Annotated in this window: 13 protein-coding genes, 2 tRNA genes and 2 rRNA genes; 10 read left to right on the top strand and 7 right to left on the bottom strand. The window is 53.3% G+C overall.

Annotated features, from left to right (window positions below; translation table 11 throughout):
• The 4 genes from J4614_RS12730 to dkgB form a co-directional block, all read left to right on the top strand.
• Positions 1–103, top strand: a 23S ribosomal RNA gene (locus J4614_RS12730); the annotation flags it as partial.
• 202 nt (positions 104–305) lie between these two features.
• A 5S ribosomal RNA gene (rrf, locus tag J4614_RS12725) occupies positions 306–421 on the top strand.
• A 190-nt stretch (positions 422–611) separates the two neighbouring features.
• Positions 612–688, top strand: a tRNA-Asp gene (locus J4614_RS12720).
• Positions 689–852: 164 nt separating this feature from the next.
• On the top strand, positions 853–1,656 hold the full coding sequence (gene dkgB, locus J4614_RS12715; RefSeq protein ID WP_000154887.1) for a 2,5-didehydrogluconate reductase DkgB: 804 nt from the start codon (positions 853–855) through the stop codon (positions 1,654–1,656).
• Here dkgB and yafC read toward each other — a convergent pair.
• Positions 1,622–2,593 carry a DNA-binding transcriptional regulator YafC gene (gene yafC / locus J4614_RS12710; RefSeq protein ID WP_000648532.1) on the bottom strand — a complete coding sequence of 324 codons (972 nt, stop codon included), beginning with the start codon at positions 2,591–2,593 and terminating at the stop codon, positions 1,622–1,624. The genes dkgB and yafC overlap by 35 nt on opposite strands.
• Positions 2,594–2,697: 104 nt before the next feature.
• Between yafC and J4614_RS12705 the strand changes: the two genes are divergently transcribed.
• From J4614_RS12705 to J4614_RS12695, 3 genes are all read left to right on the top strand, one after another.
• Positions 2,698–3,873, top strand: coding sequence for an MFS transporter (locus J4614_RS12705; RefSeq protein WP_208293190.1), 1,176 nt, complete (start codon positions 2,698–2,700; stop codon positions 3,871–3,873).
• 131 nt (positions 3,874–4,004) lie between these two features.
• Positions 4,005–4,805 (top strand): endonuclease/exonuclease/phosphatase family protein, encoded by an 801-nt coding sequence (locus tag J4614_RS12700; RefSeq protein ID WP_001230970.1) that lies wholly within the window; start codon positions 4,005–4,007, stop codon positions 4,803–4,805.
• A 77-nt stretch (positions 4,806–4,882) separates the two neighbouring features.
• Positions 4,883–5,653 carry a class I SAM-dependent methyltransferase gene (locus tag J4614_RS12695; protein ID WP_000207236.1) on the top strand — a complete coding sequence of 257 codons (771 nt, stop codon included), beginning with the start codon at positions 4,883–4,885 and terminating at the stop codon, positions 5,651–5,653.
• A 55-nt stretch (positions 5,654–5,708) separates the two neighbouring features.
• Here J4614_RS12695 and mltD read toward each other — a convergent pair whose 3' ends face one another.
• Both mltD and gloB read right to left on the bottom strand, forming a co-directional pair.
• Positions 5,709–7,076, bottom strand: coding sequence for a murein transglycosylase D (gene mltD / locus J4614_RS12690; RefSeq protein ID WP_000644706.1), 1,368 nt, complete (start codon positions 7,074–7,076; stop codon positions 5,709–5,711).
• Between the two features lie 71 nt (positions 7,077–7,147).
• On the bottom strand, positions 7,148–7,903 hold the full coding sequence (gene gloB, locus J4614_RS12685) for a hydroxyacylglutathione hydrolase (protein ID WP_001052773.1): 756 nt from the start codon (positions 7,901–7,903) through the stop codon (positions 7,148–7,150).
• 34 nt (positions 7,904–7,937) lie between these two features.
• On the opposite strand from gloB, the gene J4614_RS12680 reads away from it, so the two are divergent.
• A complete protein-coding gene (locus J4614_RS12680; RefSeq protein ID WP_000801238.1) occupies positions 7,938–8,660 on the top strand; it encodes a class I SAM-dependent methyltransferase in 723 nt (240 codons plus the stop codon).
• On the opposite strand, the gene rnhA is transcribed toward J4614_RS12680, so the two are convergent.
• Positions 8,657–9,124, bottom strand: coding sequence for a ribonuclease HI (gene rnhA / locus J4614_RS12675; RefSeq protein WP_000917872.1), 468 nt, complete (start codon positions 9,122–9,124; stop codon positions 8,657–8,659). The two genes, J4614_RS12680 and rnhA, sit on opposite strands and share 4 nt — an antisense overlap.
• A gap of 63 nt (positions 9,125–9,187) precedes the next feature.
• Between rnhA and dnaQ the strand changes: the two genes are divergently transcribed.
• Complete coding sequence (dnaQ, locus tag J4614_RS12670; RefSeq protein WP_001562201.1) at positions 9,188–9,919, top strand: DNA polymerase III subunit epsilon; 732 nt, start codon at positions 9,188–9,190, stop codon at positions 9,917–9,919.
• Between the two features lie 133 nt (positions 9,920–10,052).
• Positions 10,053–10,129, top strand: a tRNA-Asp gene (locus J4614_RS12665).
• Positions 10,130–10,448: 319 nt separating this feature from the next.
• Here J4614_RS12665 and J4614_RS12660 read toward each other — a convergent pair.
• From J4614_RS12660 to tssF, 3 genes are read right to left on the bottom strand one after another with little or no spacing between them, the layout of a single operon-like run.
• On the bottom strand, positions 10,449–11,498 hold the full coding sequence (locus J4614_RS12660) for an ImpA family type VI secretion system protein (protein ID WP_000367618.1): 1,050 nt from the start codon (positions 11,496–11,498) through the stop codon (positions 10,449–10,451).
• A gap of 10 nt (positions 11,499–11,508) precedes the next feature.
• Positions 11,509–12,504, bottom strand: coding sequence for a type VI secretion system baseplate subunit TssG (gene tssG, locus J4614_RS12655; protein WP_000145234.1), 996 nt, complete (start codon positions 12,502–12,504; stop codon positions 11,509–11,511).
• Positions 12,501–14,384: a type VI secretion system baseplate subunit TssF gene (tssF, locus tag J4614_RS12650; RefSeq protein ID WP_060633396.1), complete on the bottom strand. Its 1,884-nt coding sequence runs from the start codon at positions 14,382–14,384 to the stop codon at positions 12,501–12,503. The genes tssG and tssF overlap by 4 nt, the downstream gene beginning before the upstream one ends.
• Positions 14,385–14,390 lie beyond the last annotated feature (6 nt).

Here is a 14,390-nt window from a genome sequence, read left to right as displayed (position 1 = left end):
TCTCCTGAAGGAACGTTGAAGACGACGACGTTGATAGGCCGGGTGTGTAAGCGCAGCGATGCGTTGAGCTAACCGGTACTAATGAACCGTGAGGCTTAACCTTACAACGCCGAAGATGTTTTGGCGGTTGAGAAGACGAACGATTTTCAGCACTGATTCAGAGTTGAGTACGCAATAATTTGCGCAGCAGCAAGGCGGCAAGCGAAGGAAAGGAAGGAGCATACAGAAGTATGTGACTGACTTTACGAGCGCAGGCAACGCCGCTGATGCGATAAAGAATTGCGTACTGAGCACAAAAGAATTTGCTTGGCGGCCGTAGCGCGGTGGTCCCACCTGACCCCATGCCGAACTCAGAAGTGAAACGCCGTAGCGCCGATGGTAGTGTGGGGTCTCCCCATGCGAGAGTAGGGAACTGCCAGGCATCAAATTAGAAGTATGGCATTAACTTTCGGGGCAGTTCACTACTCGACAGAGAGTAGGACAAAAGCGAAAGCTTTTGAACGTTGCGAAGCAACGGCCCGAAGGGTGAATCACGAAGTGATTCATAAACTGCCAGGCATCAAATTAAGCAGTAAGCCGGTCATAAACCGGTGGTTGTAAAAGAATTCGGTGGAGCGGTAGTTCAGTTGGTTAGAATACCTGCCTGTCACGCAGGGGGTCGCGGGTTCGAGTCCCGTCCGTTCCGCCACTTATTAAGAGCCCTGAGCATTAGCTCAGGGCTTTTTCTTTGCCTGCGATTTAATTATTGCTCAATTCGCAAAAATCCTCTGCATTTCTCGCTCTTTTTCTACAAAGCGCTGAAGGTCATAATTCCCTCAGTTAACGAACATAGTGATTAAAAAGAGGAATTCTATGACTATCCCTGCATTCGGTTTAGGTACTTTTCGCCTGAAAGACGACGTGGTTATCGCTTCTGTGAAAACGGCGCTTGAACTGGGCTACCGTGCTGTCGACACTGCGCAAATCTATGATAATGAAGTTGCTGTTGGACAGGCGATTGCTGAGAGCGGCGTACCGCGTAATGAGCTGTACATCACCACTAAGATCTGGATTGAAAACCTTAGCAAAGACAAGCTGATCCCAAGCCTGAAAGAGAGCCTGAAAAAACTGCGTACCGATTATGTCGATCTGACGCTGATCCACTGGCCATCTCCGGGTGATGCCGTGTCTGTCGAAGAATTTATGCAGGCATTGCTTGAAGCTAAAAAACAAGGGCTGACTCGCGAAATTGGCATTTCAAACTTCACCATTCCGTTGATGGAAAAGGCTATTGCCGCGGTGGGCGTAGACAATATCGCCACCAACCAGATTGAGCTATCTCCGTATCTGCAGAATCGTAAGGTGGTTGACTGGGCGAAAGCGCACGGTATCCACATCACCTCTTATATGACGCTGGCATACGGCAAAGCGCTGAAAGATGAAGTGATTGCGCGCATTGCGGCTAAACATAATGCGACGCCGGCGCAGGTTATTCTGGCATGGGCAATGGGTGAAGGTTACTCCGTGATCCCTTCATCCACCAGGCGTGAAAACCTGGCAAGCAACCTGTTGGCACTGGAACTGCATCTGGATGCCGAAGATAAAAATGCGATCGCGGCACTGGATTGCAACGACCGCCTGGTTAGTCCGGAAGGTCTGGCCCCTGAGTGGGATTAATTGCCTGACCCTTTGTACCCTTTACCCCCTCTTTCACAGCTCCTACGGGGGCTGTTCTTATATATTCGCTCAAAAAGTCGATAAATGCCCGAATGCGTGTGCTGACGGCGCGATCGCTGTAGTAAACGGCGCTGAAAGGCATTTCTACCGGCAGACGTTTATCGGCCAGCAGTTCCACCAATTCTCCCCGCGCGATCTCTTTATCAATCATATAATCTGAAAGACATGCAATGCCGTTACCGTTCAGGCAAAGCTGTTTTAACGTTTCCCCGCTGTTGGAAGAAATCCCACATTCGACTTCATGGAGCTGCCCATCTCTGCAGGCAATCGGCCAGGTATTGAGCGAAACAGGTTCTGAGAACCCCAGGCACAGATGCCGTTTTAACTCTTCAACGGTCTCTGGCTTGCCAAAACGGGCAATATAATCCGGTGAAGCGATAATCTTACGATAACTGGTAAATAACGGGCGTGCGCGCAGACTTGAATCTGTCAACGTGCCTGCGCGTATCGCAACATCCACTTTTCGTTCAATAAGATTGATGAACGTTTCTGAGGAGACAAGAGACAACGTTATTTCCGGATACCGTTCACGAAAAGGTTTAATCAGCGGCATCAGGAAATGCAGCATTACCGGCGTTGCCGCATCGATACGCAGTAAGCCGCGCGGGGTATTACGCGACTCCATGATTTCCGTTTCTGCGGCGGCCATTTCTTGCAGTATCTGCTGCACGCGCCTGAAATATCGCTCTCCTTCTTCAGTCAGGCTCAGCTGTCGTGTCGTACGATTAAGCAGACTGACGCCGAGCTTCATCTCCAGCTTTTTAACTGCCCGGCTGACAGCGGAATTGGCCTGTCCAAGCTGCTCTGCCGCCCGGCTGAAGCTGCCGCTTTCCACGACTGCGACAAAAATTGCAAGTTCTTCGGAGGTGGCTTTCATTTTTGCTCCTGAAGCAAAATTAAATTGATATTTTGGATGTTTTTGTCATTAAAACATCCAGGCATACTGCGTGTCATCTGATTACTGATGTTATGGAGTTATTTATGCCTCTCGCTTTATTTGCACTGACAATAAGTGCCTTCGCTATCGGTACGACTGAGTTTGTGATTGTCGGCCTGGTGCCGACCATTGCACAACAACTGGCTGCCTCGTTACCTTCCGCCGGAATGCTGGTTTCAATCTATGCGCTGGGTGTGGCTATTGGCGCGCCGGTGCTGACCGCTCTGACCGGACGTCTGCCGCGTAAACAGTTACTGGTCGCGCTGATGGTCTTGTTTACGGCGGGGAATTTGCTGGCGTGGCAGGCGCCGGGCTATATGACATTAATCGTCGCCCGTCTGCTGACGGGCCTGGCGCACGGCGTGTTCTTCTCGATTGGATCTACCATCGCGACAAGTCTGGTGCCAAAAGAGAAAGCGGCTTCTGCGATCGCTATTATGTTTGGTGGTTTAACGGTAGCGCTGGTCACAGGCGTTCCGCTGGGCACATTTATCGGTCAGCATTTTGGCTGGCGTGAGACCTTCCTTGCGGTATCACTGTTAGGCGTGATTGCGCTGATGAGTAGTCAATTGTTGATCCCGGCCAATATCCCCGGTCGGGCGGCCGCCAGCATTCGTGACCAGGTGAAAGTACTGACTCATCCTCGTCTGTTGCTGATTTACGCTGTTACGGCGCTGGGCTACGGCGGGGTATTCACGGCATTCACCTTTCTGGCGCCGATGATGCAGGATCTGGCGGGATTCTCCCCGGCAGCGGTAAGCTGGATCCTACTGGGGTATGGCGTATCTGTGGCTATCGGCAATATCTGGGGCGGTAAACTGGCGGATAAGCATGGTGCCGTGCCGGCGCTGAAATTCATTTTCGCCGCGCTGTTTGTTCTGCTGATGGTCTTCCAGGTGACGGCCTCCACACAGTATGCCGCGCTGGCTACCATTCTGGTGATGGGGATCTTTGCCTTCGGTAACGTACCGGGGTTGCAGGTCTACGTGGTACAGAAAGCGGAACAATTCACGCCTAATGCGGTAGATGTGGCGTCAGGTCTGAACATTGCGGCGTTTAACATTGGTATTGCGCTGGGCTCCGTGATTGGCGGGCAAACGGTGGCGCATTACGGTTTGGCGCAGACGCCGTGGATTGGCGCCCTCATTGTTCTGGTGGCTTTCCTGCTGATGGGTGTCAGCGGACGTCTTGATAAACCTGTACGCATTGCTCTGGAGTAAATTATTGATGTAAGCGCCTACTTACAAAACAAACTGCAATTGTTCGTTGAAAGTGAGTGCTAAAATCCCTATAACAGAAGAACCAGTCCGGTTGAGGACTGGTTGACGTTACAGAGGTTTGAAAGTCAAAAGTGCGAAAAAACACCTATGCGATGCGCTATGTTGCCGGACAGCCCGCCGAGCGGATTTTGCCGCCCGGGTCGTTTGCGAGCATCGGCCAGGCATTGCCCGCCGGGGAACCGCTAAGCAGTGAAGAGCGGATCCGTATCCTCGTGTGGAATATATTCAAGCAGCAGCGAGCCGAATGGTTATCGGTGCTGAAGAACTACGGCAAAGATGCGCATCTGGTCCTGTTGCAGGAGGCACAGACGACGCCTGAACTGGTACAGTTTGCCACCGCTAACTATCTTGCCGCCGACCAGGTTCCCGCTTTTGTATTACCTCAGCATCCGTCTGGCGTCATGACGCTGTCTGCCGCCCATCCTGTTTACTGCTGCCCTTTACGGGAAAGAGAACCGATTTTACGTTTGGCGAAATCAGCCCTGGTGACGGTATATCCCTTGCCGGATACCCGTTTATTAATGGTAGTAAATGTTCATGCGGTAAATTTTAGTCTGGGCGTGGACGTATACAGTAAGCAGTTACTTCCGATCGGCGACCAGATTGCGCACCATAGCGGCCCTGTCATTATGGCGGGTGATTTTAATGCCTGGAGCCGCCCACGTATGAATGCGTTGTACCGCTTTGCACGTGAGATGTCGCTGCGCCAGGTGCGTTTCACTGACGATCAGCGCCGTCGTGCGTTTGGACGACCGCTGGATTTTGTTTTTTATCGTGGGTTAAACGTGAATGAAGCCTCCGTACTGGTGACGCGCGCTTCCGATCACAATCCGCTACTCGTTGAATTCAGTCCCGGCAAACCTGAGCAATAAAGGTGCGTCAGGTCTGCCGTGGGGCAGGCCTCTTCGGGTGCTGCCCTCTATTTTTCTCATAACAGAAGGGCACTACCATGACAACGCATTCCCACCATGACAATGTTGAAAAGCAGTTTGGTTCACAGGCGAACGCCTATTTACATAGCGCCGTTCACGCATCGGGTCGTGACTTAGCGCGGCTGGCGCAAAGGTTGTCTGATTTTTCCCACGCGAACGTACTGGATATGGGATGTGGGGCTGGACACGCGAGTTTTGTCGCTGCGCAACATGCCAACTCGGTCGTGGCATACGATTTATCCGCCAGCATGCTTGAGGTTGTCGCTGGAGCGGCGGAAGAAAGACATTTAAGTAATATTACTCTCCGGCAAGGCTATGCCGAAAAACTGCCCTTTGAAGATGCATCGTTTGAGGTGGTGATTAGCCGCTATTCCGCGCATCACTGGCACGACGTTGGTCAGGCATTGCGTGAGGTTTATCGTGTATTAAAACCCGGCGGCGTGCTGATTATCATGGATGTCATGTCGCCTGGACATCCTGTACGCGATATCTGGCTGCAAACGGTGGAGGCGTTACGCGACACGTCGCATGTCCGTAACTATTCCAGTGGCGAATGGCTGGCGATGGTCAATAACGCGATGCTGGTAACGAATACCGTGATAACCGATCGTTTATCGCTGGAGTTTCGCTCATGGGTAACGCGGATGCGTACGCCAGCGCCGTTGGTTGAAGCGATTCGATTATATCAGGCGAGTGCCCCGGTAGAGGTGAAGCGTTATTTTGAGTTGCAGGATGACGGCTCGTTTAGCAGCGATACTATCATGCTGGAAGCGCATAAAGCGGTATAGCAATTTAAAAGGCGCCGGGGGAAGCGGCGCCTTTTGGCTTTTTCGTCGGACAATATCAGGAGTCTGGCGTGCTATTGTCCTTCACAAACAACGTAAGCTGATCGCCCGGTTGTAGATTATCCGTATCATGGTTCCAGCGCATTACATCTTTGATATTCACCCCGTGACGTCTGGCGATACTGGAAAGCGAATCGCCTTTACGGACACGATAGGTAATGCTATCGCTATTGTTTGCCAGTCGTTGCGCGCTGCTGCCAGCACCTACGGTCAGGCTTTGCCCGATTTTCAGGCGCGAACCACGCAGATTGTTCCACTGCTGCAAGTCCTTCGTGCTTACGCCAAGCCGCGAAGCAATACCGGAAAGCGTATCGCCAGAGCGCACCTTATAGCTACGGCTATTCAACGGCGTATTGTCGGCGATCAGTTGGGACTGAACGGCGTCAATCTCACCGGAAGCCAGCGACTCACGCAACTGCTCGGCATGCTTTTTGGGCACCATAACATATTGCGGACCGCTTACGCCTAAGGTAGACCCTTTTACACCGGCATTAAACGTCTTCAGCTTGCTGATAGACATGCCCGCCATATCCGCAACCTGGGCCATTTCAACTGGACTGTTTAAACGAACTCGTGCCAGCGCTCGGCTTTCATCTGTTGTTGGCAGACGTACGCCGTAGCGTTTGCTGTTTTTGAGAATTTCACTCAATGCCAGCATCTTAGGTACGTAGAGTTTTGTTTCTCTGGGCAAAGAAAGCGACCAGAAATCCGTCGGTTTTCCACGCGCTTTGTTTGCTTTAATTGCCCGCATAACACGGCCTTCGCCGCTGTTATACGCTGCAACGGTTAACAGCCAGTCGCCGTCAAACATTTTGTTCAGACGCTGCATCATGTCTAACGCGGCGGTCGTAGAGGCTACAACATCGCGACGCGCGTCATAATTACGGGTCTGCTTTAAACCATAATTGCGCCCTGTGCTCGGTATGATCTGCCAGATGCCTGCGGCATTGGCGCCAGACGTTGCGTGAGGATCAAAAGCGCTCTCCACTATGGGTAGTAGTACCAGCTCCATAGGCATGTTACGTTTCTTAACCTGCCCCGCTATCCAGTACATATACGGCTCTGCCCGTAAAGTTACATCGTGGAGATAGCTCTTATTGCGTAAATACTTCTGTTTCTGTTCGCGAATCCGGCTGTTTTCCGGAATTCCCATCTTTAGCTCGTCGCCAATGAAAGCCCACAAGTCCTGATCTGGCGCGATAGACGTTCCGTCGTCCATCCATCGTGCCTGACTCGTAAACTTTCCTGCTTCCCCTTGACCAGCTGCAGAAAGGCTCTGTGCGTGCTGTTGGACGTTGCCAGTGTTCTGAGACGTCTGGCACCCCACAAGCAGGACAGAGGCGAGTAATATCGCTTTTGCCTTCATGTGTGTGTCAATAGTTGCTTAAAAGACGACCGATCATAACGGCGAAGTTAGCGAATGACAAGTAAGAATTATCAGAACGTGTCTTTCTTTGACCTTAACCATGCAAAACGCGCTTCTGGTTGTTGCAATATTGTTTCTTTGTTTATTTCGTTAATTAAATCAATATCTTCAGTTCTTAAAAAAAGATTAATCTTACGCTCATTTTTAAGAATAACGGGTAATGTCATTTGTTTTTTTACACGTAACTCTTTAACTTTACGATAATATTCATTTATGAACGAATCGTGCGGAAGTATGCTCAATGCGAACTTAATGTTAGCTAAAGTGTATTCGTGAGCACAGCAAATGAGCGTGTCGTCAGGCAGAGAGTTAATTTTCATAAGTGACTGATACATCTGTGATGGCGTGCCTTCAAACAGTCGACCACAGCCACCAGAAAACAGCGTGTCGCCGCAGAATAAGTAAGGGTGGCTAAAGTAACAGACGTGTCCTAACGTGTGGCCCGGCGTGGCAAAAAGAGTAAATTTCTCGCCTAAAACGCGAATAGTATCGCCATCGCCAACAAGATGGGTTGCTCCCTTGTCTTGCGTTTCCGCCGGTCCATAAACCGTCATTTGCGGGAAGTGTTGCAACAGCTCCTTGACTCCGCCAACATGGTCGTGATGGTGATGCGTCAGAAAAATCGCCTCCGGCATCCACTTATGTTCAGCAATGGCCTTTAAGACGGGTGCCGCTTCGCCGGGATCAACAATCACACAGCGGCCTTCATCATTGGTCAGCACCCAGATGTAATTGTCCTGAAACGCGGGAATACTGTTAAGATTCATATATTACCTCTCAAATAATTAGCGGAAGGTTGCGATGAAACCGGCAAGGCTCTCTCAAACTGTCGTTGCGCCCGGATGTTGGGGTGAGTTGCCCTGGGGCAATTACTACCGTGAGGCGCTGGAACAGCAGCTAAATCCGTGGTTTGCAAAAATGTATGGTTTCCATTTGCTTAAAATCGGTAATTTAAGCGCAGAAATCAATTCCGAAGCGTGCGCGGTCTCCCATCAGGTGAATGTTTCGTCGCAGGGGTCGCCGATGCAGGTTCTGGCCGATCCGCTACACCTTCCTTTTGCAGATAAATCCGTCGATGTTTGTCTGCTGGCGCATACTTTGCCGTGGTGTACCGACCCGCACCGTTTATTGCGGGAAGCCGACCGCGTATTGATTGATGACGGTTGGCTGGTCATCAGTGGATTTAACCCGCTGAGTTTGATGGGGTTACGTAAACTGGTACCCGTTTTACGTAAAACACCGCCCTATAATAGTCGGATGTTTACCCTTATGCGGCAACTGGACTGGCTGTCTTTACTCAATTTTGAAGTGCTACATTATAGCCGTTTTCATGTCTTACCCTGGAAAAAGCAGGGAGGGCGGCTATTAAATACGCATATCCCGGCGCTGGGCTGTTTACAGCTTATTGTGGCCCGTAAGCGGACCATCCCGCTTACGCTTAATCCGCTGCGACATAATAAAAGTAAAACCCCTATCCGCCAGACCGTTGGCGCCACCCGGCAATATCGCAAACCGGATGGCTAAGCTTCCGCCTGGTAGCCACTATCTTCCTGCGTGGGATTCATTGCCGCGGCGCGCGCCAGTTCATCACAACGCTCGTTTTCGGGATGGCCTGCATGGCCTTTGACCCATACCCATTTGATCTGATGCTGACCTAACGCAGCATCGAGACGTTTCCAGAGATCGACATTTTTTACGGGTTTCTTTTCCGCTGTTTTCCAGCCGCGTTTCTTCCAGTTATGAATCCATTGGGTAATTCCTTGCCGCACATATTGGCTGTCGGTGCTCAATGTCACTTCGCAATGTTCTTTTAACGCTTCAAGCGCGACGATCGCCGCCATCAGTTCCATACGGTTATTGGTGGTCAGCGTGTAACCTTCACTAAACGTTTTTTCATGACCGCGATAGCGTAAGATAGCGCCATAACCACCAGGCCCTGGATTCCCCAGGCAAGAGCCATCGGTGAAAATTTCTACCTGTTTAAGCATCTCTGGTAGACTTCCTGTAATTGAAATCGATAACAAAACGCAAGTCTGACATAAATGACCGATATGAGCACTGCAATTACACGACAGATTGTCCTCGATACCGAAACCACCGGTATGAACCAGATAGGCGCGCACTATGAAGGTCACAAGATTATTGAGATCGGTGCGGTTGAGGTGATAAACCGTCGTCTGACCGGTAATAACTTCCACGTTTACCTGAAGCCGGATCGGCTGGTGGATCCGGAAGCGTTTGGCGTACACGGCATCGCCGATGAGTTCCTGCTGGATAAGCCGGTTTTTGCTGATGTGGTCGATGAGTTTCTCGATTATATCCGCGGCGCGGAGCTGGTCATCCATAACGCATCGTTCGATATCGGCTTTATGGATTATGAGTTTGGTCTGCTTAAACGCGATATTCCTAAAACCAATACTTTCTGCAAAGTTACCGACAGCCTGGCGTTGGCGCGGAAAATGTTCCCCGGCAAGCGTAACAGCCTTGATGCGCTGTGTTCGCGTTATGAGATAGATAATAGCAAACGTACTTTGCACGGCGCATTGCTCGATGCCCAGATCCTTGCTGAAGTGTATCTGGCGATGACGGGCGGGCAAACGTCCATGACGTTTGCGATGGAAGGAGAGACGCAACGGCAGCAAGGTGAAGAGACCATTCAGCGAATCGTTCGCCAGGCCAGCCGGTTACGGGTCGTTTTTGCCTCTGATGAAGAGCTGGCTGCGCATGAATCGCGGCTTGATCTGGTGCAGAAAAAGGGCGGAAGTTGCCTTTGGCGGGCGTAATTTATTCCTTTTTAGGCTATAAAAATCATCCTTCGGGCGATTTTTGCAGCAACTGATTCAAAAGGTGAGAAAAAGCGTTGACGGGCGACACCGCAAACCGTAATATTCGCCTCGTTCCCAGCGGGAACATAACGGAGCGGTAGTTCAGTTGGTTAGAATACCTGCCTGTCACGCAGGGGGTCGCGGGTTCGAGTCCCGTCCGTTCCGCCAGATACAAATCTCAGGATGTTTTTATACATCCTGTGAAGTAAAAAAACCGTATCGCTGTAAAAGGGATACGGTTTTTTTTCGTCTTCAAGAAGTTCCTCCGTCTATCGTGGAATCTGACGCAAATGGGCCTACGCCTGGATGACGAACAGGATATTACCGCCACTTCTTTCACTGTTATGGTTATTTTGTCCCACTGACATTTAAGGCGCGGCCTCATGGCGGTGCTTAACCGGGATCGGGACATGTTCAGCGCAGAAGCAGACTGCGTAATGTTGATGTCACTCAGATAATCACGGACAACCGCCAGACATGCGTATCATCATTCCAGGGCATCCCACTTCTCCAGCAACTCCACCGGGATTTCATTGATCACCTCCGAGAACCGTTTTCCCACCAGTCTTTCAGCCTGGCGTAACAGTGGGATGGTCGGGCTGCTGGGTTCACTGCTCTCAAACCAGCGACGAATGCACCGCAGGCGTTCCAGCGCATCATTACGATCGCGAATTGGCCCCGGTTCAGCATTGTGTGGGAGGGATATACCGGGGGGCGTGTTGACAGGCGGCACATCCTCTGCCCGTGCCGGAACGGCATTAACCATAACCGTGCCTGCGGGGTCTGGCGCTGGCGACGGAGGGATTTCCGGCGTGGTTGTCTGTACCACGTCAGGCAGCAGCGCCAACAACTGCCGCAGGCGTGAAAAATCTGGAGCCAGATCGCCTAATGTCTCACGCGCCCACACTTGCAGGCGTTCTGCGCTTTCCTGCGCTTCGCGAAACGCCGCCAGCGGTAATGCCCCACGGGCTTCGAGGTCGGCCAGTTGCTGGCGGACGGATTCGGGGGCCAGCGCATCAGCCGGGCGGGGAGCGGATAACGCGCGCTCGACATCCCGTACCTGCAGGCGCAGGGCGGCACTGTTTGACAGCGTGATACCGCGAATGTCTGCCATCACGCCTTCGTGATCCAGCAGCGCCGCCAGGGCATTACTGCGCGCCAGCGCCGCATCTTCAATAGATTCTGCGGATGCGCCTTCGCCGGTAAGCAGCTGTGGATGGAGTGCATCAGACCAGATTACGCTCAGTTCTGCCAGTTGTGTGAGCATTTCCGCCAGTCCCTGTGCGCCAGCCTGCTGGATGCGACTGCGCAGCAGCAGGATCAACACCCGGATATCCTTACTGCGCGTGAGCAGACGGCGCGCATCACGCTCAATTTCCGGCCAGTTCACGGCTTCCGGCGTACTGACAAAATCACCATATTGCGCCTCCGCCTGGGGGGCGGCGCGGCTGAACAGCAGCAGGTACTCCGGATCGTACTCCGGATCGGGGCCGCAGGGTTGTTCCGCGCTTACCGGTTTAGTCAGGGACATGTCCATATCATTACTCTCAGTGGGTTAAGCCGTGTTCAGGTTCAAAAATCATGCCGGTCACCGGACGGTCATGCATGGCTTTACCTGCCCAGGCCGTCCAGCCAAGCTGCTGCGCGCCGCCGATCACCGCAGGCGGTGCGGCATGAGGCTTTAACTGCAGTTCAATCTCCCAGCAATGTTCAAAACCGATGAACGTACGCACCAGTTCTGTCAGCACGGGCAAATTGTTGCCGCCGGGCAGAAAACGCAGGTAATCCTCCAGCGTGAGCGGGCCGATAATTAGCCGGAATTTGTACTGCATATCCGGTACGGCCTGGCCGATAAGCGCCCCGTTGCCCAGCACCGAAGACTGCGCGGGCGTGCCCAGACGGGTGATTTCATCGTTCGCCACCGTTATCCAGTGCAGGGCGAACTCTTTCACCGCAAAAGGTACGCTGAAATAGTGCGCCAGCGTGGCGGCCAGCCCGTCAGGATTGCGCGATTCGCGTACCAGATGAGCGGAGGCTGCCAGGCGAACATGATCTGACAGCGGGCTTTCGGCGCTTTCCCGTAGATCCTGCCCGCTGAGACTGGCGATATAAAACGCAAAACGGTCGTGTTCCGGTTTGTCCAGCCCGCCACCAGCGGACTGGCCGCTGCGCCATGCCTGCCAGAACTGCGTCAGCCAGCGGTGGTGAAAAATATTGGAAAAATGAACCAGCGTCGGATCGTGACGGCTCTCTGAGCGATTTAGCGCCAGCTCGGTATAGTGCAGCGGCAACGGGCCGTTTGGCCCCCACAGTCCGAGGCTGTACAGGCTCAGGTGCAGGCGTCCATCCAGCCAGCTGACCTGGGCGATTTCCCGTGGCGCAAAGGTCATCGTCGGCGTCTGTCCCAGACGGAATTTTTCCATCCGTGGCTGCCAGATACTGCCTGCCGGAGTATCACAGAGCTGGGCATCCACGCGCCGCATCAGGTTCAGGAATCCGTAACGCCATGGGGTTTTCTGCGCCTGGTCGAGAGCGCCGGTCATACGCTCCCCCGTTGCCCGGTTCTTACCGGCCAGGTCATGACATGCCCGCGTTGCATCGAGTGCAGCGTCATCTGTGAGAAGGTATTAATGGAAACATGGCGGGCAATATAGTGTTCCAGCACCAGACCGAACAGGTAAGGACTGATACCGGAAAATCCTTCTTCGTCCACGGTCAGTTCGCAACTGACGCCCCGGCCATAGACCAACAGACCGGAGCCGGGCAGGCGGCGGGTTACTGGGGTGGTTTTGCAGCCAATCAGGCTGCGCACCTGGCGCGACTGCGGGCTGTCGTGAGCCGGAATAAACAGATTCAGCAGATCGCGCAGCGCCTGGCCGCCGGTGCGGTGATCCAGATCGGCCAGCGGCAGATAATTAAACGACAACTGCCGGATCAGCCGCCAGGCCATTTCGCGTTCAGCCAGCGGCGGCTGCGGCGGGCGCGGCGGTCTGATAAGACCCACGCCCGCCACCGGGATCGCCGCATCTACGGTCAGATCATCCCGGCCATTACGTGGAATAAGACAGGGCAGATCGCGGTTAGTCACCATTGCCGTGACGGTGATATGGCGCAGATTTTCCGGGTAGGGCGCTTCATGCTGATCAACCAGCGACAGGAAGATTTCCGAGCCGGTATAGGGGGTTCGGGTGCCATAGCGGCGGGCATTTTCTGACGAGCGGCGCGGTTCACGACGCAGTGAAAAATAACGCCCGTGGTTGCCTTCGTCATTATTACGGGTGTGATACAGCGGACGAAAAATCATCTTCCGTGTGGTTTCCGCTTCCAGGCCTTCGACTTCCTGAACAGAAAACACCTCGTAATCCAGCGGACGGGTACGATCCACTACCAGATGCTGTTCCGTCACGCTGTGAGTGACTTCAATCCGGGTGGTGGTGCGGGGAAACAGGTTGATCACCGGCGTACAGAACAGGCTGAACTGTGCAGCGTCCGTCTGATGAATCAGCCAGTCCGGCGGCAGGCGATTAAGCAGTATGACAATTTCCGCCACATTGCCCTGCACCTTTTGTAACCCGGCAGACAATCCGGTCGGGGTGAAGAAGTAAAACCGTTCCGGACAGGCGAAAAATTCATGCAGCAGATTATGGCCGTGAAACACGTTCCAGGCGAGCGGCAGCAGCCCCTGCCCTGGCTCCAGCCCTTCGTGCGCCACCGGGTGTTGAAGATTCACATTCAGTTCGCCGTCAAAGTGACCGGGTTCACCGGCCAGTGTGGCGACGGCGCTGGTATGCAGCAGCTCAAACAGGTGTGACGCAATGCGTTCTTCGCCGCAGAGGTAAAAGGGCAGCCGTGCCGGACCGGCCAGCTCGCTGAAAGTCAGTTCCCCGAAGGTTCGCAGGGTGATGCGCAATGCCCCGGCGACATGAATATTAGGCGGCAGATAGCGGTGCAGGGCGGGCATATCCGGTGGCGCGGCGGTCAGGCGTACCTCCTCGATGGACAGCGGCCACAGCGTGACGTCCTGGCTGCTGCGAAACTGGCAGGCGGTATTTTCGCCTTCCGGGATAGGGGAAACGAACGCGGTATCGCGCGGCACGGTGACCCCTTTCGCCAGGTCGCCTTCCTGCGTATCGGGATACAGCTTTACCACTGCCATCGATGGCGTGGGGGTGACGTAATTGGGGCTGACGACTTCCAGTAACCGCTGTGTGAAGCGGGGAAACTCGGCGTCAATTTTTAGCTGAGTACGGGCGCTCAGAAAGCTGAACGCCTCGATCATGCGTTCCACATACGGGTCGGCAATATCGCTTCCCTGCATCCCCAGTCGGGCGGCAATTTTGGGATGGAGGGTGGCGAACTCAGCACCGGTCTCCCGCAGGTAGCTCAGTTCGCGGTTGTAATACTCCAGTAGCCGTGGATCCATGAATAA

Source organism: Salmonella sp. 32031103-2018-00083-FB-01-SM-01, assembly GCF_017571995.1.
GTDB classification, from domain to species: Bacteria; Pseudomonadota; Gammaproteobacteria; order Enterobacterales; family Enterobacteriaceae; genus Salmonella; species Salmonella enterica.
The sequence above is the reverse complement of the archived record's forward strand: the minus strand, read 5'-3'. Positions and strand labels throughout refer to the sequence as shown.

Coding starts and splice junctions, on each gene's coding strand:
- dkgB (WP_000154887.1), top strand. CDS start 853: ATGACTATCCCTGCATTCGGTTTAGGTACTTTTCGCCTGAAAGACGAC.
- yafC (WP_000648532.1), bottom strand. CDS start 2,593: ATGAAAGCCACCTCCGAAGAACTTGCAATTTTTGTCGCAGTCGTGGAA.
- J4614_RS12705 (WP_208293190.1), top strand. CDS start 2,698: ATGCCTCTCGCTTTATTTGCACTGACAATAAGTGCCTTCGCTATCGGT.
- J4614_RS12695 (WP_000207236.1), top strand. CDS start 4,883: ATGACAACGCATTCCCACCATGACAATGTTGAAAAGCAGTTTGGTTCA.
- mltD (WP_000644706.1), bottom strand. CDS start 7,076: ATGAAGGCAAAAGCGATATTACTCGCCTCTGTCCTGCTTGTGGGGTGC.
- gloB (WP_001052773.1), bottom strand. CDS start 7,903: ATGAATCTTAACAGTATTCCCGCGTTTCAGGACAATTACATCTGGGTG.
- J4614_RS12680 (WP_000801238.1), top strand. CDS start 7,938: ATGAAACCGGCAAGGCTCTCTCAAACTGTCGTTGCGCCCGGATGTTGG.
- rnhA (WP_000917872.1), bottom strand. CDS start 9,124: ATGCTTAAACAGGTAGAAATTTTCACCGATGGCTCTTGCCTGGGGAAT.
- dnaQ (WP_001562201.1), top strand. CDS start 9,188: ATGAGCACTGCAATTACACGACAGATTGTCCTCGATACCGAAACCACC.
- J4614_RS12660 (WP_000367618.1), bottom strand. CDS start 11,498: ATGGACATGTCCCTGACTAAACCGGTAAGCGCGGAACAACCCTGCGGC.
- tssG (WP_000145234.1), bottom strand. CDS start 12,504: ATGACCGGCGCTCTCGACCAGGCGCAGAAAACCCCATGGCGTTACGGA.
- tssF (WP_060633396.1), bottom strand. CDS start 14,384: ATGGATCCACGGCTACTGGAGTATTACAACCGCGAACTGAGCTACCTG.